General features: G+C 32.2%; 25 protein-coding genes. 8 read left to right on the top strand and 17 right to left on the bottom strand.

Going from position 1 to position 23,974, the window contains the following annotated elements; all coding sequences use genetic code 11:
* The first annotated feature begins 196 nt into the window (after nt 1-196).
* The gene (locus KQA_RS0206985; protein WP_010179487.1) at nt 197-760 is read left to right on the top strand and encodes a hypothetical protein; all 564 of its coding nucleotides are present in this window, start codon (nt 197-199) and stop codon (nt 758-760) included.
* Between the two features lie 6 nt (nt 761-766).
* Nucleotides 767-1,441, top strand: a complete 675-nt coding sequence (locus KQA_RS0206980) for a TrmH family RNA methyltransferase (RefSeq protein WP_010179486.1) — start codon at nt 767-769, stop codon at nt 1,439-1,441.
* A gap of 6 nt (nt 1,442-1,447) precedes the next feature.
* On the opposite strand, the gene KQA_RS0206975 is transcribed toward KQA_RS0206980, so the two are convergent.
* Both KQA_RS0206975 and KQA_RS0206970 read right to left on the bottom strand, forming a co-directional pair.
* Nucleotides 1,448-1,870: a LexA family protein gene (locus KQA_RS0206975; protein ID WP_010179485.1), complete on the bottom strand. Its 423-nt coding sequence runs from the start codon at nt 1,868-1,870 to the stop codon at nt 1,448-1,450.
* Nucleotides 1,867-3,117 carry a Y-family DNA polymerase gene (locus tag KQA_RS0206970; protein ID WP_010179484.1) on the bottom strand — a complete coding sequence of 417 codons (1,251 nt, stop codon included), beginning with the start codon at nt 3,115-3,117 and terminating at the stop codon, nt 1,867-1,869. Before KQA_RS0206970 ends, KQA_RS0206975 begins: the two co-directional genes overlap by 4 nt.
* A 186-nt stretch (nt 3,118-3,303) precedes the next feature.
* Here KQA_RS0206970 and KQA_RS0206965 point away from each other — a divergent pair, with 186 nt between their 5' ends.
* Complete coding sequence (locus KQA_RS0206965) at nt 3,304-4,542, top strand: cytochrome-c peroxidase (protein ID WP_010179483.1); 1,239 nt, start codon at nt 3,304-3,306, stop codon at nt 4,540-4,542.
* A gap of 75 nt (nt 4,543-4,617) precedes the next feature.
* Here the strand turns inward: KQA_RS0206965 and KQA_RS0206960 are convergent, their stop codons facing one another.
* The 8 genes from KQA_RS0206960 to KQA_RS0206925 all read right to left on the bottom strand — a co-directional run bounded on the left by KQA_RS0206960 (nt 4,618) and on the right by KQA_RS0206925 (nt 11,212).
* Entirely contained in the window at nt 4,618-5,085 is a 468-nt protein-coding gene (locus KQA_RS0206960) for a hypothetical protein (protein WP_010179482.1), read from the bottom strand.
* 157 nt (nt 5,086-5,242) lie between these two features.
* Nucleotides 5,243-6,511, bottom strand: coding sequence for an MSMEG_0569 family flavin-dependent oxidoreductase (locus KQA_RS0206955; RefSeq protein WP_232285863.1), 1,269 nt, complete (start codon nt 6,509-6,511; stop codon nt 5,243-5,245).
* A 7-nt stretch (nt 6,512-6,518) separates the two neighbouring features.
* Nucleotides 6,519-6,797 (bottom strand): MSMEG_0570 family nitrogen starvation response protein, encoded by a 279-nt coding sequence (locus KQA_RS0206950; protein ID WP_010179480.1) that lies wholly within the window; start codon nt 6,795-6,797, stop codon nt 6,519-6,521.
* A gap of 3 nt (nt 6,798-6,800) precedes the next feature.
* The gene (locus KQA_RS0206945; RefSeq protein WP_232285862.1) at nt 6,801-7,778 is read right to left on the bottom strand and encodes a sll0787 family AIR synthase-like protein; all 978 of its coding nucleotides are present in this window, start codon (nt 7,776-7,778) and stop codon (nt 6,801-6,803) included.
* Between the two features lie 12 nt (nt 7,779-7,790).
* Nucleotides 7,791-8,411: an MSMEG_0567/Sll0786 family nitrogen starvation N-acetyltransferase gene (locus KQA_RS18650; protein WP_010179478.1), complete on the bottom strand. Its 621-nt coding sequence runs from the start codon at nt 8,409-8,411 to the stop codon at nt 7,791-7,793.
* Nucleotides 8,408-9,526 (bottom strand): MSMEG_0568 family radical SAM protein, encoded by a 1,119-nt coding sequence (locus tag KQA_RS0206935; protein ID WP_010179477.1) that lies wholly within the window; start codon nt 9,524-9,526, stop codon nt 8,408-8,410. The genes KQA_RS18650 and KQA_RS0206935 overlap by 4 nt, the downstream gene beginning before the upstream one ends.
* Before the next feature lie 60 nt (nt 9,527-9,586).
* The gene (locus tag KQA_RS0206930) at nt 9,587-10,579 is read right to left on the bottom strand and encodes a Nit6803 family nitrilase (RefSeq protein ID WP_010179476.1); all 993 of its coding nucleotides are present in this window, start codon (nt 10,577-10,579) and stop codon (nt 9,587-9,589) included.
* A 150-nt stretch (nt 10,580-10,729) separates the two neighbouring features.
* Nucleotides 10,730-11,212 carry an MSMEG_0572/Sll0783 family nitrogen starvation response protein gene (locus tag KQA_RS0206925; RefSeq protein ID WP_010179475.1) on the bottom strand — a complete coding sequence of 161 codons (483 nt, stop codon included), beginning with the start codon at nt 11,210-11,212 and terminating at the stop codon, nt 10,730-10,732.
* Between the two features lie 325 nt (nt 11,213-11,537).
* Here KQA_RS0206925 and KQA_RS0206920 point away from each other — a divergent pair, with 325 nt between their 5' ends.
* Nucleotides 11,538-12,458 (top strand): helix-turn-helix domain-containing protein, encoded by a 921-nt coding sequence (locus KQA_RS0206920; protein ID WP_040396159.1) that lies wholly within the window; start codon nt 11,538-11,540, stop codon nt 12,456-12,458.
* A gap of 134 nt (nt 12,459-12,592) precedes the next feature.
* Here KQA_RS0206920 and KQA_RS0206915 read toward each other — a convergent pair whose 3' ends face one another.
* The 7 genes from KQA_RS0206915 to KQA_RS0206885 form a co-directional block, all read right to left on the bottom strand.
* On the bottom strand, nt 12,593-14,875 hold the full coding sequence (locus tag KQA_RS0206915; RefSeq protein ID WP_010179473.1) for a lytic polysaccharide monooxygenase: 2,283 nt from the start codon (nt 14,873-14,875) through the stop codon (nt 12,593-12,595).
* Nucleotides 14,876-15,394: 519 nt separating this feature from the next.
* Complete coding sequence (locus KQA_RS0206910) at nt 15,395-16,093, bottom strand: SCO family protein (RefSeq protein ID WP_010179471.1); 699 nt, start codon at nt 16,091-16,093, stop codon at nt 15,395-15,397.
* Complete coding sequence (locus tag KQA_RS0206905) at nt 16,083-16,634, bottom strand: toxin-antitoxin system YwqK family antitoxin (protein ID WP_010179469.1); 552 nt, start codon at nt 16,632-16,634, stop codon at nt 16,083-16,085. Before KQA_RS0206905 ends, KQA_RS0206910 begins: the two co-directional genes overlap by 11 nt.
* Before the next feature lie 251 nt (nt 16,635-16,885).
* Entirely contained in the window at nt 16,886-17,752 is an 867-nt protein-coding gene (locus KQA_RS0206900) for an OmpA/MotB family protein (protein WP_010179467.1), read from the bottom strand.
* Nucleotides 17,753-17,812: 60 nt separating this feature from the next.
* Entirely contained in the window at nt 17,813-18,823 is a 1,011-nt protein-coding gene (locus tag KQA_RS0206895; RefSeq protein ID WP_010179465.1) for a glycosyltransferase family 2 protein, read from the bottom strand.
* A 29-nt stretch (nt 18,824-18,852) separates the two neighbouring features.
* Nucleotides 18,853-19,275 (bottom strand): GNAT family N-acetyltransferase, encoded by a 423-nt coding sequence (locus KQA_RS0206890; RefSeq protein ID WP_232285861.1) that lies wholly within the window; start codon nt 19,273-19,275, stop codon nt 18,853-18,855.
* Between the two features lie 11 nt (nt 19,276-19,286).
* The gene (locus tag KQA_RS0206885; protein ID WP_010179462.1) at nt 19,287-19,733 is read right to left on the bottom strand and encodes a type I restriction enzyme HsdR N-terminal domain-containing protein; all 447 of its coding nucleotides are present in this window, start codon (nt 19,731-19,733) and stop codon (nt 19,287-19,289) included.
* Between the two features lie 73 nt (nt 19,734-19,806).
* Here KQA_RS0206885 and holA point away from each other — a divergent pair, with 73 nt between their 5' ends.
* The 4 genes from holA to KQA_RS0206865 all read left to right on the top strand — a co-directional run bounded on the left by holA (nt 19,807) and on the right by KQA_RS0206865 (nt 23,878).
* Complete coding sequence (holA, locus tag KQA_RS0206880; RefSeq protein WP_010179460.1) at nt 19,807-20,811, top strand: DNA polymerase III subunit delta; 1,005 nt, start codon at nt 19,807-19,809, stop codon at nt 20,809-20,811.
* An 81-nt stretch (nt 20,812-20,892) separates the two neighbouring features.
* Nucleotides 20,893-21,804, top strand: coding sequence for a 1,4-dihydroxy-2-naphthoate polyprenyltransferase (locus KQA_RS0206875; RefSeq protein WP_010179458.1), 912 nt, complete (start codon nt 20,893-20,895; stop codon nt 21,802-21,804).
* Nucleotides 21,805-21,833: 29 nt separating this feature from the next.
* Nucleotides 21,834-22,877: an o-succinylbenzoate synthase gene (locus tag KQA_RS0206870; protein ID WP_010179456.1), complete on the top strand. Its 1,044-nt coding sequence runs from the start codon at nt 21,834-21,836 to the stop codon at nt 22,875-22,877.
* 89 nt (nt 22,878-22,966) lie between these two features.
* On the top strand, nt 22,967-23,878 hold the full coding sequence (locus KQA_RS0206865) for a CPBP family intramembrane glutamic endopeptidase (RefSeq protein WP_010179453.1): 912 nt from the start codon (nt 22,967-22,969) through the stop codon (nt 23,876-23,878).
* Nucleotides 23,879-23,974: the final 96 nt, after the last annotated feature.

Below are 23,974 nucleotides of genomic sequence, written 5' to 3'. Positions count from 1 at the left end.
TTTTTATTAGTTGTAAAATGTATTTTTAACTAGGGTTAAAATTAATCTTTTTGGAATTCTTTTTTAGACAACTTTTTATCCATTTACTTACCTTTATTTTCTTTACAGTTTCAATTTTTAGTTTTAAAATTGTATATTATAGGGTTTATTGAATTTTGTCAGAATAGTAGTATATTTACGGCTTAAATTCTGCTTTATGAAAAAGATTATTTTAGTAACGTTAGCTTTTGTGACTAGTTTAACATCTTTTAGTCAATTAGCAAATACTGATCCTTTACTGGTGAATGCTTCTATTTTAAGGAGAACCCTAAAAAAGGATACGCTTGAAAAAAAGATTCCCAAAAAAGAGACTTCAGCAAAAGAAGAAATTAAAAGATCAACATCTAATAAAACAGCAGTAACTCCAAAGTTAAACGAAGCCCCGAAAGAAAAGCCTGCATTAATCGAAGCGAAAAAAGAAAAAGCAGTAGTTGCTGTTGAAAAAAAAGGACTTCAGCTTTTAGCTATAGAAAACAGATTAGATAAAGATTTTTTTAGTGTACAGCTAGCAGCTTCAAAAGTGAATATTAAAGAAGGTTTTTTTCAAAATAGCCCTGTATTTTATACTAAAATGGAGGATGGTTTTTATCGTTATTTTTCTGGAAAATTTAGTACCCTTTCTGAAGCAAAAGCATATGCTAGAAAAATACATGCGACTACAAAATTTGATAAAGCTTTTTTAGTTAGGCTTAAAAATGGTGTAAAAATACCATTAAAATAAGCTTTAATGTATACAGAAGAATTAATAGCTTATCTTGAAAGTTTTTTAACAGAAAGACGCCAACAAAATAATCACCGTGTACTTAGTGAGCGTACTCGGCATTTTACGGTTGCCATTGAGGATGTATACCAGTTACATAATACAAGTGCAGTTATGCGTAGTTGTGATGTGTTTGGAGTACAAGATGTTCATGTAATTGAAGAACGTAATGTGCGAAAAATTGATCGCGAAATAGCTATGGGAGCTCAAAAATGGGTCGATATTTATCGATACCATTCAACCAAAGCTTGTGTAAGTTCTTTAAAAGAAAAAGGCTACCAAATAGTGGCTACATCACCACATGGTAGTAATTGTGTGACATTAGTTGATTTTGATATTTCAAAACCTGCTGTATTCTTTTTTGGAAAGGAAGATACTGGCTTAAGTGATTATGTACTAGATCAATCGGATGTACAACTAAAGATTCCTATGTTTGGTTTTACCGAAAGTTTAAATATTTCGGTTTGTGCTGCTATTATTTTACAACATGTAACTCAAGAATTACGAAAATCTACTACCAATTGGAGATTGACTCCGCAAGAGGTTTTGGAAAAACGCTATGATTGGGTTTGTAAGGTGCTAAAGAGTCATGAGCGTATTATTAAGCGTTATCACGATCAAAAAGAATCGGATGATGCGTAAGCAAGTCTACACCTTTTTTATTACATAAGTAACAATACCCCAAATAATAAGTTCGCTTCCTTCGGAGATTTCAATTTTTTCATAGTCTTCATTTTCAGGAATAAGTGTCACTTTTTTATTTTCTATAGCTAGCCTTTTTACGGTAAACTCATTGTTTAAATAACAAACAGCAATATGATTGTTTTTTGGAGGAATGCTCCGATCAATAACCAATAAATCCCCATCATCCAAGCCTGCGTTGATCATAGAAACTCCTTGGACTCGAGCATAAAAAGTGGCTTCTTTATTTTGGATTAATTTGTCATCAAGACTCAATTTTTTTTGAGTAAAATCCTCGGCAGGAGAGGGGAAACCAGCAGAAATACCTGTATCAACAAAAGTGATTTTTTGTTGTTTTCCTTTTTGAGGTTGATATAATGTGACTCTCATTTTACGGTTAAAATATCATCCCAATTTGTAGTATAAGAAGGTGAAAGGCGTTCTTGTTTCATTTTCCACTTTTTTCCCAAGTCTTGCGAAGCCAAGCGTATAGGCTCATTGTATTTTTGATTCATGGCATCTATAGATTTCATTAATGCAATGTGTCGTGTATCTTCGCTACTAAATAAGTTTAATTGTCTGTTTGTATTAGGAGTAATTCCCATAATGATAACTCCTACTTTTTTATAATAATAACCCGATTTATAAATATGTTGCAAGGCTTTAATAGCATATTGAGATATTGTAATATTAGAATCACTTGCATAAGGCAAATTAAGCGCAATACTATTGGAATACTGTTTTAAATGCGTACGCTTTTTATTGGTTTTAATAAATACATAAACCACGTTAGCCACAGAATTTTGTCTTCGTAATTTTTCGGCGCAAGTAATAGCAAAAGTTACAATACGCTCTTTAATGAGTTCCCAGTCTTTTGAAATAATTTTTAAAGTACGTGTAGTTGCAATAGCTTTTTTATTCTTTATCTCATCTAATTGTAGTGTAGGTTCACCACATAAATCTTTAAACAAACGTAATCCAACAATGCTAAATTCCTTTTGAATGTAATCTTTTGGGAGTTGTGTAAACTCATAAGCATAATTAATATTTTTCAATTTTAAACGAGTACTAATAGCTGCTCCAATACCCCAAACAGCTTCAATTTTTGTCCATTTTAAAGCTTTTATACGTTTTTCTTCGGTGTTTATCACATATACTTCTTGAGTTTGATTTTTGAATTTTTTAGCAATTTTATTGGCTATTTTAGCTAAGGCCTTAGTTGGAGCAACACCTATACTAATGGGCATTCCTAAATTTTGAAAGACTTCATTTTTTAATTGTAAACAATAGGCACCCAAATCGTAATTGTCATAGCCTATAAATTGAACAAAAGCTTCATCAATAGAGTATACTTCTATATCAGGGCTATACTTTTCAATAATTGTCATAATACGCTGACTGATATCTCCATAAAGTGCATAATTGGACGAAAAAACATGAATATTATGCTGCTTAAATACTTCTTCATATTTATGGGTAGAAGCTCCCATGGGAACGAAAGCTTTGGCTTCATCACTACGCGCTATAATGCAGCCGTCATTGTTGGAAAGTACAACAATAGGTTTTTTAATAAGCGAAGGTTTGAATATCCGCTCGCAACTCGCATAAAAATTATTACAATCAATTAAAGCAAACATATCGCAAATTTATGGAAATAATCCAATAATGTGGATTATTTCCATAATATTATGTATTTTATTAGTAAGAATTAACTTGTTAAATAAATATTAATTAAATTAAACCTTTGTGCTCACTTATAGTCTAAAAAGGCAAAGAAACATATTGTATTTGTATGTATTTACTAACCCATTAACCATTTAACTATGCAAAATAAAAGTAGAAAATATAATAACATTACTATTTTAATTAGTTCATTTGCTATCCTATTTGGCATGATATCGTGTACCTCTGATGAGAGTGAATTAACGACCGTTAATAACCAGTCTACAGAAAATGATGACGGGAATGTTGTACTAGGTAATGAAGATCCAGTAAGTATTTTGAGTAATTATTTTAATGAAACATTGAATTTAGAACGTTTACAGAATTATGAGAACCAAATTGTTCCTAATTATATAATAAAGGATAATACTGGTGATAATGAAATCACTAATGCAAAGGCAACATTAGGCCGGGTATTATTTTATGATAAAAAATTATCTTCAAACAATACTATTTCCTGTGCTTCTTGTCATAAACAAGCTTTTGCCTTTGGGGATACAGATATAGTAAGCCAAGGAGTGAATGGTACAACTGGTAGACACAGTATGCGTTTAATTAACACTCGATTTTCTGATGAAGTTCGCTTTTTTTGGGATGAACGTGCTGTAAGTTTAGAAGGTCAAACCACGCAACCTATTCAAGATCATTTAGAAATGGGGTTTAGTGGACTGGATGGAGCTCCTTCTTTGAATGATTTGATACTTAAGCTAAATGCATTAGATTATTATCAAGAGTTAGTCAATTTTGCGTATGGTGATATGGTAATTACAGAAAATAGAATTCAAGAATCATTAGCGCAGTTTATAAGGAGTATCCAATCCTTTGATTCAAAATATGATAGAGGAAGGGCAAATGCGGTAAATGAAGGGCAGGACTTTTCAAATTTTACCACACAAGAAAATTTAGGAAAACAATTATTTTTATCACCGCCTAATATGGGAGGAGTAGGCTGTGCTGGTTGTCATCGAGTTCCAGAATTTGATATTGATCCTAATTCGAGAAATAATGGTGTAATTGGTGTTTTTGGTACCAATGAAATAGATGTTAGTGTAACAAGAGCTCCTACGTTGCGCGATATTTTTAATGCATCGGGAACATTAAATGGTGCATTAATGCACGATGCTAGTAAAACAACTATGCGTCAAGTTTTAGAACATTATAATGCTATTGATCCAACTGGGAATACTGATTTGGATAGAAGATTACGAGGTGGACCAGGAGAAAATGGGCAACGTTTAAATTTATCAGATGATCAAATGTTAGCTTTAGAGGCTTTTATAAAAACGCTTTCGGGATCGGATGTATATACTAATGAAAAATGGAGTGATCCATTTTTGTAGGTCTATATTAGACCAAATGGTACTACGACGAATATAAAACGTATAAAATTGTACTAATTGATTACCTATTAAATTTTATTTATTACTTCCGAAGCTAATTATGGGATCACTTGATTTAAAGATACCAAGAACTTGACGATTATTTTCTTGATCAAGTTCTAAAGTGATTATAATCTTATCATCGGTATTATTATAAATAAAAGAACGTTCATCTTTAGTTATATCCACAAATTTTATTCCTGTTAATGGAGGAATATTATCACTGAAATTAATAGTATATTCTTGGCAATTAGATCCTGATTCCGATATAGTAAGGTTTAGTGTGCCAGACTCAGTATTCACATTTGGAGTGATTAATTTTCCTGTGTAGGTTTTTAAGAAATCCGTTGGAATTGTTGCAATATTAGTTGGGCAAGAGGCGTCAGGATTATTCGAATTAGGGTCATTAGAACTATCATCACTAGAACATGCAGTAATCAATATTCCTAAAGTGAAAAATAATGTAAGTATATGATGATTTACAAAGGTTAATTTCTTCTTCATTTTATAAAATTTAAATTAATTTGTGATTAATTTTATTCTACAAATTAAGGTATTTGAAGCTGAAATCAAAAAAACATTAAATTGTAACTCATAAACAAATTGGGTAAAACTATATTACATAATTTCACCCAATTTTGAATTTATTAATTATAAAAGATTACTTTTTTGTCAAACAAGTTTCTACAATTTCATCATTAAAAGCACTTACAATGTGATTGCTAATGTATTCGGCATCCTGTGCTACATGTGAAAATCGACCAGAGCCCCATGTGTGTAACCAAGGTAATCCAATAAAGTACAAGCCAGATTCTTCGGTAACACCACGTTTGTAAGTAGGGTAACCTCTTTGGTCATATACTTTAGGGAAATCTACCCATTTAAAATCGACCTTAAAGCCAGTACACCAAATTACGGATTTTATACCTTCGGCTTTGTAATCTATAGGAGCTTCGTTGTCAATATTTGGCTCCCACATAGCCTCATAACGTGTTGGTTCTGGAGCTTCAATATTATTGATTTCAATATATTTATCAATATTATTTTGAATACGCTCATAAGTAGCATCAGCAGCATCTAAATTTTCCTTTAAATCATTGTTGAAAGAAATACTACCATTTTCAACGGGACCAATTTGTCCTCGTAATTGTACTCCTTCCGAAGCTAGTTTACGTAAATCAATATCACGTCCACCGTCTCTTCCCGTAAGGTAATGATTGGTTTTATGTCGAGCTTCTTCTGGATCGGGGTGCATTTCAATAGGCTGATCGTAATACCCCATATCTTCTAACCATTCTACAGCATCTTTTCCTCGATAAGTACGTGGAGCTCTAGGAGCAGTCCCCACACTTAAATATACTTTTTTACCTGCAATATGCAAATCTTCGGCAATTTGAGCTCCCGATTGTCCAGAACCTACAACAAGTGTTGCGCCTTCGGAGAATTGTTCAGGGTTTTTATAGTCTGCCGAATGAATTTGGGTAATACTATCATCAAAGCCTTTGGACATTGGTAAAATGTTAGGAATATGGTAAGCACCAGTGGCAATAATCACTTTGTCGGCTGTAAAATTACCAATGGAAGTATCTACATTAAAAACGCTATTTGTACCTTTTTTATATACTTTATGAACCTCTACATTGCCTTTAATTGGAGGATTAAAAGATTCAGCATAGCGTTTTACGTAGTCAACAATTTCATCTTTAACCATAAAGCCTTTTGGATCATTTCCATCATAGTCAAAGCCAGGCAATCTGCATTGCCAATTAGGAGTTACTAAACAGAAAGAATCCCACCTGCGTTTGCCCCAAGAGTCTCCAATTTCTCCTCGGTCTAATACCAAGTGATTTATATTTTCCTTTTTTAAACAATAACTTGCCGACAAGCCTGCTTGACCCCCTCCAACAACAATAACTTGATAGTGATTCATACTTTTTCTATTTAATTGATACAATTTTTACTTTTTTTGAATGTTCATAAGTTTGACACAATTCATTTATTCGATGTGATTCTGCTTGCGCAGAAGTACAGGCATAACCATACTTTTGGCGTACTCGTTCACTAGCTTCATTTAAGGCAGTGTTACATGTACTTAGAAATTCCTCGACTGTAATTTCTTGTCCCGATGAAAAATAGTCTTCTACAATACTTGATGGAGAATAAACTTGATCTGTTTTATTATCGGGCCATTCTATATTTACGTAAGTTACTGGCATGTACTAAAATTTTATTTTTTGTTCTTTATAATTTATAATCAGTTCTTTTTGCGATGTAATGGTTCCAATAGCATCACAATTGATTCCTTTTTTGGAAAAAATGGATTGAATTTCAGCTACATTTTCTTCGCTACAGCTAAATAAATACCCATAACTAGGAAAGCTAACTAACCATTTTTCCCATAATACGCTATCTGGTTTGGTAATGCTTTCTAGATTTATTTCTACCCCTATGTTTGATGTATTCATAAGCATGTAGATGGTTCCAATAACGCCGCCCATGCTGACATCCTTACATACATTACTCAAGTTTTTATTGGCTATTTGATGTGGGAGCCTTACTATTTCTTGAAGTTTTTTGGCATTACTAGTGGTACTGGCATTCCAAAAAGGATATTCTTTGTAATAAGCCCCATTTTGATCAATGGCTAATAATAGTTTTTCGTTAGGTTTTGCATCAAAACTTGTCAATAGGTTTTGAGTTGCTTTTCCCATAACGGATACACTTAATGCTTTGTTTTGGGAATGATAACAAGTGTGTCCGCCAACAATGGGTACTCCATATTTTTCAGAAGCGGCAAGCATTCCTTCCCAAATTTGAACGCTATCCTCGGCATTTTTTGAATAAATAGTATCTGTTACCGCTATTGGCAATCCTCCCATAGCACAGATATCACTTATATTTACCATAACTGCGGAATAGCCAGCAAACCAAGGATCAGCATTTAAAAAATTTTCAATAATCCCCTCGGCCGCAAATAATAAATGACTCCCATCGGCTTGAGGAATAGCAGCAGTATCATCGCCAATTTTTATAGCTGTCTGTTGCTGTTTTGATTCGTTACTAAAATAAACACTACTTGCTACTGAGTTGCCAATACTTTTATGAGTTTCACTAATATTTTTTTTGTCTAAAATACTTTGGTGATTCCTCAATTTGCTAATGCAATCTTGTATGTTTTCTAACTCAGTAATCATCATTTTTTTTATTAATTAGGCTACTTTTAATAGTTTAATTAATACTTCGCTATTGGCAACAGTCGAAGTATAAATAGGAGTTGCTGGATAGGCATCTAAATCGGCTTCCATTAAAAAGTGTTTTACTCCATGTAATTCAATTTGGTCAACTACATTCCAGTGTAAACGCTTAAATAATTTCACATTTTGTTCCTGTACATGGGCAGAAAATTTGTCACAACCAATATAATTTGCTAAGGATACTGCTCTATAAATTAAACCAGCAGCAATAGACATTTGATACAGTGGAGAGATTTTTTTATCTTTAAATAGGTTAGGGCACACAAATTTTGAAAACGTGCGATAGTCTTTAATTACTCCAAGTCTACCACCAAACCATTCTCGTTCTTTAGTTTCAAAAATGCGAACTACACCGACAACTTTATCGGGCGAACCCAAGTAATGATTTAAGGCTATGATAGGAATAGAGCAGTAGTCATTTTCGTCATAATCAGTATTTTCAAAAAGCTGTTGTTCTTTGCAAAAGATTTGCTTTCTAGTTTCATAATAAGCATCTAATTGTGCATTATTACTAGGAATATTAATATCTATAAAATCTAATCCCGTTTCTTGTTTTTTTGTTTGGAAATATATCATGCGCTGTATTTTTTTTCAAAGCTTGCTAATGTGGAACAAGCGCCACATTTAGCACAACCAGATTCTAAAGTGTCCGATGTCATTTCGGCTTTGACTAAAGCCTCGGCTAAAGGATCTAAAATTCCATGCATATATTCCTTTTCAGGTGAAGCATGATTTTCCAATGGTGTATTTCGGATGGGGACAAAAGGTACTACAAAAGGATACACGCCAATAGCAATTAATTTTTCAGACATTTCTAAAATTTCTTCTTGGGTGTCACCTAAACCAGCTAAAATGTATGTGCTTACATTTCCTTTACCAAATACGCTAACGGCTTCTTTAAATGCTTTAAAATAAAAATCGAGTGATACACTGGCTTTACCAGGCATTATTTTATTTCGAACACGATCAGTAACTGCTTCCAAATGCATACCTATGGAGCTAGCTCCAGCTTCTTTTAACATGCAAAACCAGTTAAAATCATCAGGCGGTTCACATTGTACCTGTATGGGAATATCAACAACTTCTCTTACAGCTGTAACACTCTCAAAGAGTATTTTAGCACCACGATCACTGCTGGCAGGTGTACCTGTGGTCATTATAAATTGAGAAACACCATCAAGTGCTACAGCGACTTTAGCCACTTCGGCTAAATGATGTGGTTTTTTGTAGGCAATAGTAGTATCATATTTTAATGATTCACCTATGGCACAGAATTGGCACGATGTTTCTTTTTCTTTGTAACGAATACAATTTTGAAGTACTGTGGTAGCTAAAACATCCTTACTATGTAGTCGCGCAATTTTCCAAAAAGGAATACCGTCGGAACTTTCTTCTTTATAAAATTTGGGTTCACCTATAAACCTAATGGTAGTGAGTATTTTACCCTCTTTTTTTAATGAAGCATACCCCATTTTTGATGGAGTAGTGGCTACAAAAGGAGAGTTTTTAGCTGCATGACTAAATACAGGGATCATAATCGTGGTATTAAAAATAGTCACTGCTTTATGATCTGTTGGTCCAGCTCCCCCTTCACGAACGCTAAGGTCCTGTGAACCTTCTAAACGAATGCCTTGTGTTTGAATATCATTCAGTAATGTATGATTGTCTTGTAATGTTAATGTATTATTCATAGTTACTGTATTTTAAAGTCTCAATAAAGGGATAATTCTTTTTTTGTCTTTGTAAGAAGTTTAAAAGCTATTTTCTAAAGGAATCTCTTGTTGATTTGCCTCCTTATTGCTCATTAAGTCTTGGCTTTCATACATTAAATTCTTAGGTCTTTTATCAATATTAAGTGATAAAAGTTCGGGTCTTGAATAATGTCCTACGGAATCCATCATTCGCTTTCTTTTGGTAATTAATGACATATCCATTTCGGCATATACAATACCTTCACCTTCGGTTAGTACATCGGAAATAATTACTCCTTCGGGAGAAATAATAGCAGTAAAACATCCTTTATCAAGTACTTTCTGCATTTTTTCATCACCTGTAATTTCTTGTACTTGTTCTGGGTGTAAAAAACCTGTAGAGTTAATTACAAAACATCCAGATTCTAGGGCATGATGTCTCATAGTAACCTCCATTTGATCGGCAAATATTTGGCCCACCATAGATCCTGGAAATTGACTACAATGAATTTCTTCGTTATCATTCATAAGCGCAAAACGAGCTAAAGGATTGTAATGTTCCCAACAAGCTAAGGCGCCAATTCGACCGATCGAAGTATCTACTGCTTTTAAGCCACTACCATCGCCTTGTCCCCAAATCATACGTTCATGATAGGTTGGTGTTATTTTTCGGCGTTTTAATACCAATTCACCTGTGGTATCAAAAACCAGTTGCGTATTGTATAAAGTGCCTTTGTCACGCTCATTTACTCCCAAAACAACTACCATTTGATGTTCTTTCGCTAAGCTTCCTATAAAATCAGTAGATTCACTTGGTACTACAACACTTTCTTCATAAAGTTTAGTGTGGTCTTTACGGATACTAACTGCAGGTTTTATAAAAGAAAAATAAGGATAGTTTGGTACTAAAGTTTCAGGAAAAACAATAATATCAGTATCATGTTTACTGGCTTCTACTATAGCATCTGCCACTTTACCTAAGGTCCCAGACCTACTTTCGAGTACAGGGGCTATTTGAACTGCTGCCGCTTTTACAATGGTTTTTTTGAACATTATTTATTTGATATTTTACCTTATTATTAATCTTAAAAAACTTTAAATAAGGACATATGACTATTACACTGGGATTATGGTTAGAACTTTGTTATGAGTTTATATCTTAAATTCCTTTTAATCATATGTCCTTTTAAATAGAAAATGGGTCTACATCGTCCAAGTATGTAATACAAAAGCATTTTCATTTCTATGAATCAACTGAATATCCATTACATCTAAAGGACTTATTGGTTGGATGCCTGGTAATAATGAAGGCTCACCGTGACCATATAATGCTTGTAAAGCAAAACGACAAGCATATACTTTACCACCTTCGTCCATAAATTTTTTCAAACGAGCAGCATAATTTTGATGACCAGGGAAGGCTTCACTACCTAATGTTGGAAAACCACGTTGAATACCTAAAGTAACTCCAGGTCCGTATAATAAAATTGAAGTTTCAAAACCTTTACGTTGTAATCTAGTCGCAGATAAAATATTTACTAATCCGATAGATCCTTCAAAGGCTACGGTATGAAATGTTACTAAAGCTTTTTCACCTGGTTTCGCTTTTACATCTTCAAATACTTTGTCTTCATAGTCCACAAAAAAATCTCCGTCTTTGTGCATTGCTTTTTCTACTGTTGGCATAATTTATATTGTTTTAAATTGATAATACAAACATATATTACTTAAGTATTTTTTGTACGGTACGGAACTAACAAATAATAGCACAAATTGAACTTTTTACATGTGTAATCTGTTTTTAATGATTTTTTTGTAAGAAAAAAGGGTTTTTTAAAGCTTTATTTCTTGTTAAATGTTAATTAACATTACTATAATGCAATTGAGGTTGCTAAAGATTAATTTTAAGTATTTGTACTTATTTTATAAGGTTTTAATTTTATTTACGACAATAAATAAGTATTTATGCTTTTTGAAAGAGTATTGATATTAATGTTTAGTTCCCCCTTATATGAATTCAAGTCTTCCTGTTTTTAAAATTTCAAATTTTGATGATTATAATAACTGTATGAAGTTTGAAAGCAATTTTTATATCAGAAATTTTAGAGAACATGTTCAGGAAAACTTATTCATAGAAAAACCGCATGGCCATGATTTTTACCTAATTTTATTGGTTACAGATGGTACCGGAAAGCATACCATTGATTTTTTAGAGTACGAAGTATCAGAAGGGGCAATGTTTATTATTTCGCCTGGACAAATTCACCAATGGAATGTTTCTGAAGATGTTGATGGCTATATTTTATTTTTTACTAAAGATTTTTTTCTTCATGATTTTAATACAGATAGGTTAACAAACTTTCCTTTTTTTAATTCTACGTTTAGTTCGCCATATGTAAAGCTGACCACTAAAGAAAAAGATGAGATTGTACTCAAGTATGAATTGATTTATAAGGAATATCAAAATAGGTCATTGAAATATCAGGATATGATTAGAATGTATTTAAATGCAATGTTTATTGAATTGTCTAGAATTTATCCTGAAAAAGAAGAAACAAGTACTTTGTATGGTTATGATTTATTGCAATTACACCGCTATGAAGCTTTAGTAGATAAATATTTTAAAATGCATCGTCCAATTTCCTGCTATTCAAAAAAAATGAATATTACAGATAGGCAATTGAATTATTTATGTAAAAAAACAGTAGGGAAGAAGCCCTCTGAGATAATGACGGATCGTATTATTTTAGAAGCCAAACGATTGATCATACATTCAGATTTATCAATAGCCTCTATAGCCGAAGAATTAAATTACAAGGATAATTCCTATTTTATAAGGTTGTTTAAAAGAATAACGAAACAAACACCAGAACAGTTCAGAAACGAGCAATATAATCGATATGAAAAGTATTGGTTATACCGAGAACAATAATTTCACCCGGGTTATGAAATAGAACTTCGTTATGAATAATTGAATGCTAAGTCTTAAATAAAACAAAACGACCTTCTATTTTAGAAGGTCGTTTTTTATTGAGAAAATTATTTGAAAGAATATCAAACAATATGTTATTCAACTATTAATTTTAAAGTACGACTTGTACCAGAAGCATTTAAAACTCTTACTAAATAAAAGCCTGAAGTCATACCAGAAATATCTAAAGATATATTCGTAGTATTTTCACTAACATGTAAAGATTTTACCTGTTTACCAGTAAGATCCGAAATAGTAATTACACTATTCTTTAAATCTACATTATTAAGTATGGATATACTTGATACTGCTGGATTTGGAAATATAGTGAAATTTAATTCTTCAGTTGTATTTTTTGCTCCAGATGTATTAGTTGAACAATTAGGAGCTGTTGCAGAATTACTAAAGTAAATAGTAAAGTCATCAGCTACCAATACAAAGTTTCCATTGTCAATGCTTGCATAATAATCACCATCTAAACCAGTAATACCAGTATCGGTTAAAGTGATTTCAGAATTTGATTCATTAAAGTTTTGAATAGCATCTGAGAAATCAATATACCAAGGAGCTACGTTTAAGTTAAATGAAAATTGGTATAAACCATTATTTGCTAAATCCCAATTTACTGTAAACCTAGTTGCATTGTCTAAATTTGGTCCATTAGTACCCAATACATGTATATATTCATAGGAATCAATTATAGTGGTTAATGGGCTGCTTATTGGAGCACCAAAATTACAATCACCTGTCGGAGTTCCTATAATTGTATCGTCGTCTTCATCTTCATCATTTTCATTAACAATAATGTTGACTGAAGCTGTATCTGAACCTCCATTACCATCAGTTACGGTTACCGTAGCGGTGTAATTACCTGTTGTAGTATAAATATGTGTCGACGTAGCACCTGATCCTGTATTTCCATCACCATAATTTATACTATAAGTCAAATCATCTCCATCAGCATCAGTGGAACCAGATGCATTAAAAGAAACTGATAAAGGACTAGTACCAGTAGTTACATCGCTTGTTAAAGCAGCAACTGGAGCTGTATTTGTAGGAGTTACTACTACAGGAGAACCATCACAATCTGGAGTAGTATCAGAGTTACTAAAGTATATGGTAAAGCCAAATTCAGTTGAAACTAGAACAAAATTATCACCATCAAGTGTTACATAATAAGTTCCGTCTAAACCATCGATATTAGTACCTGTAATGGTTACTTGAGGCTCAGCAGCATTGAAATTATACGTGGCATCGGAACCTAAATCAATGAACCAACTTGGGAAACCATTATTTGTATTTAATGAAAATTGATATAAACCATTATTTCCGAGATCCCAATTAATGTTGAAACTGGCAACATTGCTTAAGCTTGGACCATTATCACCTATAACATGAATATTTTCATAAGAAGAATTAATAGAAGGTAATGCACCTGCTAAAGGAGTATCAAAAGTACAAACTGGTTCTACACAATCCGATTCAACTACTAGACTTATTGTTTCTACAGAAGGAGTACTAAATTGTCCATCACTTACTGTTAAAGTAACAGTTGCACTGTCTAAATTAGTGTAACTATGAGAAACTTCAACTCCTTCAGCTGTTGTTCCATCACCAAAATCCCATGAATATGTTAATGCATCACCGTTTGGATCAGATGAATTAGCCGCGCTAAAACTAACATCTGGACCACCACAACGACCATTATCACTAGTAAAAGTAGCAATAGGAGGTAAACTTACCTGTGAGTTAGCTCCAAAATCAACATCACTAGTTGAGTAAAAAGCTTCAGGAGTAAGTGAGCGTTGCCAAACACTAAAAATAACATGTTTACCTGAGCGCTGTGGTAATACAACGTCAATATTATCGGTAGCTGATGCTGCTCTAGGATCTGTACGAACTAAGCGCTCCAAACTATCCCAAGTTAATGGTTGGTCTGGAGTCCAATCGGCTTTTGTGATGTATACATCATAGTATAATGTTTGATGTGGAGCAGTATTTGTCCAAGTTACTGTAAAAGGACCTGGTTTAACAGGTGTAGTAACCCAGTCATCTCTTACTTGGTCTAAGCCTCCATATTTATCAGGTCTTCCTGCACTAGCTAAATTACCATCTGGTAATATAATACGATGTCTTCCGCCAGCATCCATTCGAGCTACCTCATTCCAGTCATAAAAAGCCTGAGTTCCGTAACCTAAAATAGCTGCTTGACAAGCTGGTGAATCTGGACTTTCAGGATTTTCTTGGAAACAAATCCATACACGACTTGGCGGATTTGTTACTGTACCGTGAGCAAAAATTGATTGGCCCGAAATTAAAAATAATGCCATGGCCATAGCTCTAATAAAATAATTGTTTAACAATGTGTTCGATTTCATAATAATTTGTAGTTGTTTAAGTTAATGTTCATATTATTTGCATATCTCTATACCATATAACATGATTATAATTGAATTTTGCGTAATAAAAGCATCGAAAACAGCAGTTTTTAGTTTAAAATTTTAACAAGCCCTTAAAAAATTAAATACTGTTTGAGCTAAAAAGACACTTACAAAAAAATCATGTATACATAACTGACCTATACGAAAATAATTTTTTTAAACCAAATTATAATCACAAAAGTAAAAAACCCTACAAACTTTTTATGTAATCAGGTTCTAATGCAGATTAATGTTTTTTTTGGTAATAATTATTCTCCGAATATTATTGAAATGAATACGGAGTTTATACTAAGGATTATTTTAAAATCGGGTTTGTATATTTTACTTAAAATTAATATACAAATACCTATATATCAATTATTTATAGTTAAAAATTACAAAAATTCATAAATGAAAAAGTAATAATGTTGTTTTTTTGAGAAAACTAATTTTAGGTAAGTGGAATAGGATAGCAACTTATTCCTTTTTTAAGATATTAATATGCCTTTCTATACGTTTAATTTCTGTAGGTAATGTTCCGCTATATACCCCACGAATATGGCTATTTTTGTCTACAAGTATTAAATTTTCGGTATGTATAAAACGATTAGCATCTTTAGTTTGTTTGTACAAATCGTCAGCAAAATAGGCTTCTCTAGCTAACTCATAAATTTTTTCTTTATTACCAGTTAATAAATACCATTTTTCTGGATTAATATCTTGGCGTTCACCATATTCTTTTAAAACTTCTACAGTGTCAACACTAGGCCAAACGGTATGGGAAACTAATTTAATTTCATCATCTTTAGCATATATTTCTTGTAATTCCCTCATATTTTTAGCAAGTTGTATGCAAATGTTAGGGCAAGTTGTAAAAAAGAAGCTAGCTACATAAATTTTACCTTCTAAAGTTTTGTTAGTAATCTCATTACCTAATTGATTTTTAAAATTAAAACTAGGAATTTTATGTACATCTTTTAACTCACCATCGTTAGGCAACCAAGTTGGATTAAAATCAGGAGTATTAAAATAGGGTAACTTTTTTACATCAATTTTTGTCGAAATCTGAGTATCAGTCAATTCACTTTTAAGTAGTTTTTTTTCCGACTTTTGTTTGCACGAAACAAAAAAAATAAGAGCTAAAAATAGTGGTGTAAGGATTTTATTATTCAACATTAGTGATAGGTTTACAATTTTTTGATTCAATTAATCCAAAGCGTTCCCCATTGATTACTGTATAGTTTGCTTTAATTCTTCCTGTGGCATCCCAAATTTTTTGCTTCCCATCCTCTTTACCATTTATATAGTTAAACTTTTTAAATAACTGTCCATTACTATACCACTCGTGTAGTATGCCGTTGTAATTAGCATTATTATCAAAGTGATATTCATACTTTAGCTGATCTTTATTCCACCATGCACGGTGCGTTCCCGATTTTTTACCTTGAGTATAAAATCGTTGTTCTGCTAAATCCCCATTAAAAAAAAACTTTTGTTCAATTCCATCTTTTTTACCATTTACATAAGTGCTTTTATACATAATGAGAGTATCTGTTTTTGAAAAAAGCATTCCAGTATAAGGTTGTTTTTTGTAGAGCATTTTACCATTAACTAAGCTTAGTTCCTTATTATTAATATCCAAATTAGTGACTTTAGTTTGACATGCACTAAACAAAATAAACAAGACTAAATATTTTATTTTTGAAATAACAAACATTGAATTATTAATTTATTCTTAGATAAAGCATTGGACTACAATTATGATAATTTAGTTAGGAATTACTTGATAAACAATACATGAACGTGAAATTTATCTAATTTATTATAAGGTTATGAATAGCTTGTTAAAAATAGATAAACTTTATTCACTCAACATTTGCTTTTAAAATGCATGGGGTTCAAATAAAAAAAAACTCCTTCAAATTTTAATTTGAAAGAGTTTTTAAACAATTATTATTTAATAAACTTCTACTTTGAAGCCGAAGTAGCTTTTTTCATACCATCTTCGATCATGTCATAAAACTGATCTAATTTTGGTAGTACTACAATTCGAGTACGTCTGTTAGCTGCTTTATTGCTTTTGGTAGTGTTATCCTTTAATGGAATATAGTGACTACGACCAGCAGCTGTTATACGGGCAGGATCTACGTTAAACTGATTTTGAAGTACACGTACTACCGATGTAGCACGCTTAACACTTAAATCCCAGTTATCAAGTAATACTCCTTTTTTATAGGGAACATTATCGGTATGACCTTCAACCATAAAGTCAATATCCTTTTTATCATTTACCACTTTAGCTACTTTACCAAGTACAACTTTTGCTTTACTACTAACATTATAGCTTCCGCTTGTAAATAATAGTTTATCTGATATGGATATGAAAACTACACCTTTTTCAACATTTATTTCAATATCCTCGTCATTTAAGTTGCCTAAAGCACCTTTTAGACTGGTTACTAAAGCTAAAGTAACAGAGTCTTTTTTGTTTATGGCATCACGCATGGTTTTAATCTGCATGTCCTTTTCTTTAATACTTTCCAAAGAGCGCTCTAAGTTTTCAGCTTCTTTTTTAGAAAGTGTTGCCAAATCACCTACATTATTTAAAAGTGAGGAGTTTGTGTTTTTAAGTAAGTCAACTTTTTCTTTGTACACTTTCAATGAACTATCAGCAGCCGCCTTTTCTTCATTACATATATTCAATTTTACAGTTGCTTTATCCAATAATTCTTTGGTACGCTTCTGTTTTGCCTCTAATTCAGCAAATTTCTTTTTAGCTACACATGATGAAAACAGTAAGGGGATACATGTTCCAATGATCAACAATTTCTTCATAAATAAGATTTTAATTTCTCTATAAAAATAGAAACACTATAATAATAACGACTAACGGAATTAATAATTACGTTTTTTTTTAACAAAATAATCGAAAACAATACTCTTGGAAAAGTATTTTCGCGTTTTTTTTTGGATTTTTTTTCTTTTGTTCAGTAATACTGGTAAATGTACGTAAAAAGAAAGATGTGCTTTAAAAATAGTGTAACATTGTTTTAAATTTCCTTGAAGTAAAAAACGCAATGCAGCAACACCATCCAATAGCATACGAACAAACAGGATATATACTACAGAAACACCTTTGTGGTTTTTTAGAATTGTGAATAAAGAGTTTCTAAAGTTTAAAAAAGTCTTTCTGGGGTTATTGTAGGATAGCGAACCGCCACCCACATGTAATACCTGAGATTTCCCTGTATAAAATACCTTTTTGCCTTGGTTATGAAGTCGCCAACATAAATCAATTTCCTCTTGGTGTGCAAAATAGTCAACATCTAAACCGCCGGCATCCCAAAAATTATTTTTCCGAATAAATAAACAAGCTCCTGAAGCCCAAAAAACAGGAATTTCATCATTATATTGACCTTCATCCTTTTCAATGCTATCAAAAATTCTACCTCGGCAATAGGGGTAGCCAAACTTATCCATAAAGCCTCCGCCAGCTCCTGCATATTCAAAGTAGTTTTGATTTTTGTAATCTAAAATTTTTGGTTGAATAGCAGCTATATTTTGATCTAAATCAAATAGCTTTTTTATGGAAAATAGCCAATTTTTAGTTACCTCAATATCACTATTTAATAAGCAATAAAAATCTTCATGTATTACTTTAAGTCCTTCTTGGTAACCTCCTGCATAGCCTTTGTTTTCTTTTAGTGATACAATTTTTATTTCAGGATAATTTTCAGTCAACCAAACTACAGAATTATCAGTGGAGGCATTGTCTATGACATAAATAGTAGCGTCCTCACTATGTTGAATAACACTTGGTAAAAATTGTGATAAAAATTGTTGTCCATTCCAATTGAGTATTACAATGGCAAAATTGGAAAAACTTGTATTTGGGACTGCTGTCATTAGTATTTGTTGAGTATTTTTTATGTTTGTTATTGAGTTAAAAATGGTTTTTCCATAATTACATATGACATATTATTTTTAACAAATGTATGTTTTGTCTCTTGTAATCCAAATTTTTTATAAAATGCTATTTTTTCTATTCTTGCATTACACCAAATTTTTGTTATTTTTTGGTTTTTGGCTTCTCCAATAACATAATTCAATAATTGAGAACCATAACCTTTTCCTTGGTAATTTTTTAATGTGGCAAACTTTCTAAACTGAGCTGTTTTTTGATCTGGAATAATGAATAATGATAGGACAGCAATTAATTCAGAATCGACAAATAATCCATAATGTATTCCATTTTTATCCTTTGGCAACTTAACGTAATCTAATGGCATGTTAGGCCACATTACTCTATGTCTTATATTCCAGGTAAGTTCGACAGGAATCGTTTTTATTAGTATCAAACTATAAAAAATTAGTAATTAAAAGCAGGAAGTTCCGGGATAAAATGATAAGCTTCATTTTCATAATCGATTTGGCAATAATAATGTGTTAAACCATTAGTGACCATTTGGTAATTTCCTTTTAGGGTAAGGTTATAACGCGCAATTTGATCAAAAGCTTGTTGTGTTATTTTAATTTTAGGAGCTTTACATTCCACTAATAAATGAATACTTCCATCGGAATTGTATACAACCACATCATAGCGTTTAATGGTACTATTTACTTTGATCACTTTTTCGACATTAATAAGTGATAATGGATAGTTTTTATCTGTTATTAAAAAATGAACTACATGTTGGCGTACCCATTCTTCAGGGGTTAAAACAATGAATTTTTTACGTACTACATCAAAAATAGAAGTTTTATTTTCGCTACTTTTGACTCGAAATGAATAGGCAGGAAACGTTAATTGTTGCATGCCGTAATAATAGTAAATTTAGCACACATTTACTTTAAAAGTAATTTAAGTTTTTTGTGTTTTAATCAATAGCGTGGACGAAGCAAAACGAATTATAACCGATATTAAAGCTGGAAATATAAAACCTATTTATTTTTTAATGGGGGATGAGCCCTATTTTATTGACAGGCTTACAGAGTATATTCAAAACAATATTTTAGCTGAACACGAACGTGATTTTAATCAAACGATTGTTTATGGAAAAGATACTACTGTCCCAGATATTGTTTCCATGGCAAAACGCTTTCCGATGATGGCCGAACGACAGGTGGTTATTGTTAAAGAAGCTCAGGATTTATCGAGATCCATTGATAAACTGGAAAGTTATGCCGAAAACCCTTTAGCAACTACGGTATTGGTTTTTTGTTATAAATATAAAAAGTTAGATAAACGTAAAAAAATTACTAAAATAATCGCAAAAAATGGACTTGTTTTTGAGAGTAAAAAGCTTTACGAAAATCAAGTAGGAGATTGGATTCAACGCGTGCTTTCGGGGAAAGGTTTTAGTATTGATCCAAAAGCGGCACATATGCTAGTTGAGTTTTTAGGGACAGATTTGGGTAAAATTAATAATGAATTAGAAAAACTTCAGCTCATTTTGCCAGCTGGAACCACTATTACACCTCAAGCTATTGAGCAAAATATTGGAATTAGTAAGGATTTTAATGTATTTGAACTTACCAAAGCCTTAGGCACTAAGGATGTTATTAAAGCACATCGAATTTGTAACTACTTTACTCAAAACCCCAAAGAAAAACCTTTGGTGGTTACAGTTTCTTTATTGTTTAGCTACTTTTCTAAAGTGATGCAGTATCATGGTTTAACAGACAAAAGTGAAGCTTATGCTGCCTCGCAATTAAAGGTGAATAAATTTTTTGTAAAAGATTATATCTCAGCTGCCAGAAATTATCCCATGCGAAAAGTGAGCTATATTATCGAAAAAATAAGAGCTGCTGATGTTAAAAGTAAAGGAGTAGGGGCAAGCCCCTTAGCACAAGGTGATATTTTAAAAGAATTATTGGTGCAGATATTAAATTAGTTAGTAGCAACAAGTAATTTATAATAAATACTTAATTGAGTATCGTTTATTATTTGCCAAAAGCCAAAAATCAACAACTAAATGAACATAAACATTACATCCTGGTTACAAGCAGCCCGATTACGAACGCTTCCGCTTTCGGTTTCGGGAATTATTGTAGGTTCTGCTGTAGCTGCTTTTCAAGGATTATTTAATACATCTATTTTTATTGGAGCTATTGTAACCACTATAGGTTTACAAGTGTTATCTAATTTTGCAAATGACTATGGTGATGGTGTAAAAGGAACAGATAATGAGGGTCGTATAGGTCCGAAAAGAGCTTTACAAACGGGTGCTATTTCTATCAGCGCCATGAAAAAGGGAATCATAATAACTGCTGTAATTACCCTGATAGCTGCCTTAATTCTAATTTATGCCGCGTTTAAAAATAGCGAAATCGGTTATTCCATACTATTTGTAGTATTGGGTTTGGCCTCTATTGCAGCAGCTATTAAATATACCGTTGGTAAATCTGCATATGGGTATAGTGGTTTTGGTGATATTTTTGTGTTTTTATTTTTTGGATTGTTGAGTGTAATGGGAAGTTATTTTTTATACGCCAAACAAATTTATTGGCCATTATGGATGCCCGCTATTAGTATAGGCTTGTTAAGTACCGCTGTACTTAATTTGAATAATATGCGAGATCGAGAAAATGATCAAGAAGTGGGTAAAAATACTCTTGTAGTTAGTATGGGCTTTGCTAAAGCTAAAAAATACCATTACAGTATAGTGATCATTGCAATGTTAAGTATGCTAGTATATACTTTTTTAACAGCTACCGAAATTAGTCATTGGATTTACATCGTTTGTTTTGCTCCACTCATAAAACACTTGCGTTTTGTTCAACAAACAACAGCTCCAGTAACATTAGATCCCGAACTTAAAAAAGTAGCTTTAACTACCTTTAGTTTAGCCTTATTATTTAGTTTAAGCCTATTAATTTGGTCATAATCTAGTTTAATTAGATCCCTTTTTATTACATGAAAGCAACTTGTTTTAAGCACATATTAGAATTTAAAAGACCTAGTGGTACCTCCAGAGGGGTATTAAAAACAAAGGAGACTTGGTTTATTAAGCTTACGCAAGAAGCTAAGATCGGTATAGGGGAGTGTGGTATTTTAAGAACTTTGAGTATTGACGATCGACCTGATTATGAAACTAAGCTACAATGGGTTTGTCAACATATCCATTTAGGAAAGGATAAGTTGTATTCTGAATTACGAGAATTTCCGAGTATTCAATTTGGTGTTGAGCAAGCATTTTTATCACTAAATGCTCAAACTCCATTTGAATTATTTCCGTCAGATTTTACAAAAAGTAAGGCTCCAATTTCGATAAATGGATTGGTTTGGATGGGGGATAAGGATTTTATGAAACAGCAAATTTTAGAAAAGCTTGAACAAGGTTTTAATTGTATTAAACTTAAAATAGGTGCTATTGATTTTGAGTCCGAAGTGTTGTTATTGAAATTCATTCGCTCTCAATTTTCGGAAAAAGAAATTGAAATAAGAGTAGATGCTAATGGCGCCTTTTCTTCAGCGGAAGCTTTACAAAAGCTAGCAATACTGAGCAAATTTAAATTACATAGCATTGAGCAACCTATTGCAGTAAATCAACACGATAAAATGTCCGATTTATGTTTAAGAACCCCTTTGCCAATTGCTTTAGACGAGGAATTAATAGGTGTATTTGATACGGAAGCTAAGCAAGAATTAATAGAAAAAATTAAGCCTCAGTATATTATATTAAAGCCAAGCTTAGTAGGAGGTTTTAAAGGAAGTAAGGATTGGATTTCTATTGCAACAGCACATATGATTGATTGGTGGATTACCAGCGCTTTGGAAAGTAATGTAGGCTTAAATGCGATTTCTCAATTTACGTATACGCTTACTAATTCATTACCACAAGGTTTAGGAACTGGTGGCTTGTATACCAATAATATAGATAGTCCATTAACTGTTAAAAATGGAACTATTTTTTATGATACCGAAAAAACATGGGATCAAACAATTCTTGATAACTAGTGTATAAAGTAAGTTTCTTTCGAAACTTTTTTGTGGTGAAAATGGTATTTTTAATACAAAGGAATAGCTAATTTAATTTCAAGTAAATAATGTTTTTAACACAAGTAAAAACTTTTCCAAGAACCGAATTTTGGAGGTATATTTTAGGTTTTATAATCATTGCAGCATTTTATTTTATAGGACAGGCTCCAATTACATTAGCTTGGGTAGCTAAATTAGGGGTGGACGAACTTCAAGATACAGTTCAGGATCAATTGTATTTTATTTTTGATTCGAACACCACCTTGTTTTTAATGTTATTAATGTTTGTAATCACCCTTTTGGGGATTATCCTAGTGGTGAAAAAAGTGCACAAGCAGGATTTTGTAACCTTGGTAACAAGTCGCAAAAAAATAGATTGGAAGCGCGCTTTTTTTTCTTTTGGATTACTAGCAATATTTGTCTGTGTAACCACATTTATAGGTTATAAAGCATCTCCTCAAGATTTTGAATGGAATTTTAATTTACCTAAATTTTTAGGGCTATTTGTTATAGCTGTAGCATTACTGCCTATTCAAACCAGTGTTGAAGAACTTATTTTTAGAGGCTATTTAATGCAAGGGTTGGCTAAATTTTCAAATAATCGATTTTTTCCTTTAATATTAACCTCAATCATTTTTGGAGCCATGCATTTGGCTAATCCTGAAGTGAGAGAGTTGGGATACATCACTATGGTATTTTACATTGGAACTGGCTTGTTTTTAGGTGTTATTACGCTTATGGATGAAGGTATGGAATTGGCCTTGGGTTTCCATGCAGCAAATAATTTGGTTACTGCATTATTGGTTACCTCGGATTGGTCCGTATTGCAAACCAATTCGGTATTAAAAGATATCTCAGAACCTTCGGTAGGTTTGGAAATACTTACTCCTGTATTGGTATTGTATCCAATATTCATTTTTGTTTTTGCTAAACGTTATCATTGGAATAATTGGAAAACCAAATTATTTGGAAAATTATAAAGATGCAGATAAATAGTTAGAATTAAGTGTTTTTACATTTTGATAACAATAATTTTTTTCAAATTTCACAATTATAAAATTTGCAAAAGCTATTTT

It is taken from the genome of Aquimarina agarilytica ZC1 (genome assembly GCF_000255455.1).
Classification (GTDB): domain Bacteria; phylum Bacteroidota; class Bacteroidia; order Flavobacteriales; family Flavobacteriaceae; genus Aquimarina; species Aquimarina agarilytica.
The sequence above is the reverse complement of the archived record's forward strand: the minus strand, read 5'-3'. Positions and strand labels throughout refer to the sequence as shown.

Excerpts from the sequence above, each read along its gene's own strand:
- KQA_RS0206915 (WP_010179473.1), bottom strand. The coding sequence starts at position 14,875 with ATGAAATCGAACACATTGTTAAACAATTATTTTATTAGAGCTATGGCC.
- KQA_RS0206875 (WP_010179458.1), top strand. The coding sequence starts at position 20,893 with ATGAACATAAACATTACATCCTGGTTACAAGCAGCCCGATTACGAACG.
- KQA_RS0206895 (WP_010179465.1), bottom strand. The coding sequence starts at position 18,823 with ATGACAGCAGTCCCAAATACAAGTTTTTCCAATTTTGCCATTGTAATA.
- KQA_RS0206965 (WP_010179483.1), top strand. The coding sequence starts at position 3,304 with ATGCAAAATAAAAGTAGAAAATATAATAACATTACTATTTTAATTAGT.
- KQA_RS0206870 (WP_010179456.1), top strand. The coding sequence starts at position 21,834 with ATGAAAGCAACTTGTTTTAAGCACATATTAGAATTTAAAAGACCTAGT.
- KQA_RS0206980 (WP_010179486.1), top strand. The coding sequence starts at position 767 with ATGTATACAGAAGAATTAATAGCTTATCTTGAAAGTTTTTTAACAGAA.
- KQA_RS0206925 (WP_010179475.1), bottom strand. The coding sequence starts at position 11,212 with ATGCCAACAGTAGAAAAAGCAATGCACAAAGACGGAGATTTTTTTGTG.
- KQA_RS0206970 (WP_010179484.1), bottom strand. The coding sequence starts at position 3,117 with ATGTTTGCTTTAATTGATTGTAATAATTTTTATGCGAGTTGCGAGCGG.
- KQA_RS0206865 (WP_010179453.1), top strand. The coding sequence starts at position 22,967 with ATGTTTTTAACACAAGTAAAAACTTTTCCAAGAACCGAATTTTGGAGG.
- KQA_RS0206975 (WP_010179485.1), bottom strand. The coding sequence starts at position 1,870 with ATGAGAGTCACATTATATCAACCTCAAAAAGGAAAACAACAAAAAATC.
- KQA_RS0206950 (WP_010179480.1), bottom strand. The coding sequence starts at position 6,797 with ATGCCAGTAACTTACGTAAATATAGAATGGCCCGATAATAAAACAGAT.
- KQA_RS0206955 (WP_232285863.1), bottom strand. The coding sequence starts at position 6,511 with ATGAATCACTATCAAGTTATTGTTGTTGGAGGGGGTCAAGCAGGCTTG.
- KQA_RS0206945 (WP_232285862.1), bottom strand. The coding sequence starts at position 7,778 with ATGATGATTACTGAGTTAGAAAACATACAAGATTGCATTAGCAAATTG.
- KQA_RS0206910 (WP_010179471.1), bottom strand. The coding sequence starts at position 16,093 with ATGTTGAATAATAAAATCCTTACACCACTATTTTTAGCTCTTATTTTT.
- KQA_RS18650 (WP_010179478.1), bottom strand. The coding sequence starts at position 8,411 with ATGATATATTTCCAAACAAAAAAACAAGAAACGGGATTAGATTTTATA.
- KQA_RS0206985 (WP_010179487.1), top strand. The coding sequence starts at position 197 with ATGAAAAAGATTATTTTAGTAACGTTAGCTTTTGTGACTAGTTTAACA.
- KQA_RS0206935 (WP_010179477.1), bottom strand. The coding sequence starts at position 9,526 with ATGAATAATACATTAACATTACAAGACAATCATACATTACTGAATGAT.
- KQA_RS0206920 (WP_040396159.1), top strand. The coding sequence starts at position 11,538 with ATGAATTCAAGTCTTCCTGTTTTTAAAATTTCAAATTTTGATGATTAT.
- KQA_RS0206930 (WP_010179476.1), bottom strand. The coding sequence starts at position 10,579 with ATGTTCAAAAAAACCATTGTAAAAGCGGCAGCAGTTCAAATAGCCCCT.
- KQA_RS0206885 (WP_010179462.1), bottom strand. The coding sequence starts at position 19,733 with ATGCAACAATTAACGTTTCCTGCCTATTCATTTCGAGTCAAAAGTAGC.
- KQA_RS0206960 (WP_010179482.1), bottom strand. The coding sequence starts at position 5,085 with ATGAAGAAGAAATTAACCTTTGTAAATCATCATATACTTACATTATTT.
- KQA_RS0206905 (WP_010179469.1), bottom strand. The coding sequence starts at position 16,634 with ATGTTTGTTATTTCAAAAATAAAATATTTAGTCTTGTTTATTTTGTTT.
- KQA_RS0206900 (WP_010179467.1), bottom strand. The coding sequence starts at position 17,752 with ATGAAGAAATTGTTGATCATTGGAACATGTATCCCCTTACTGTTTTCA.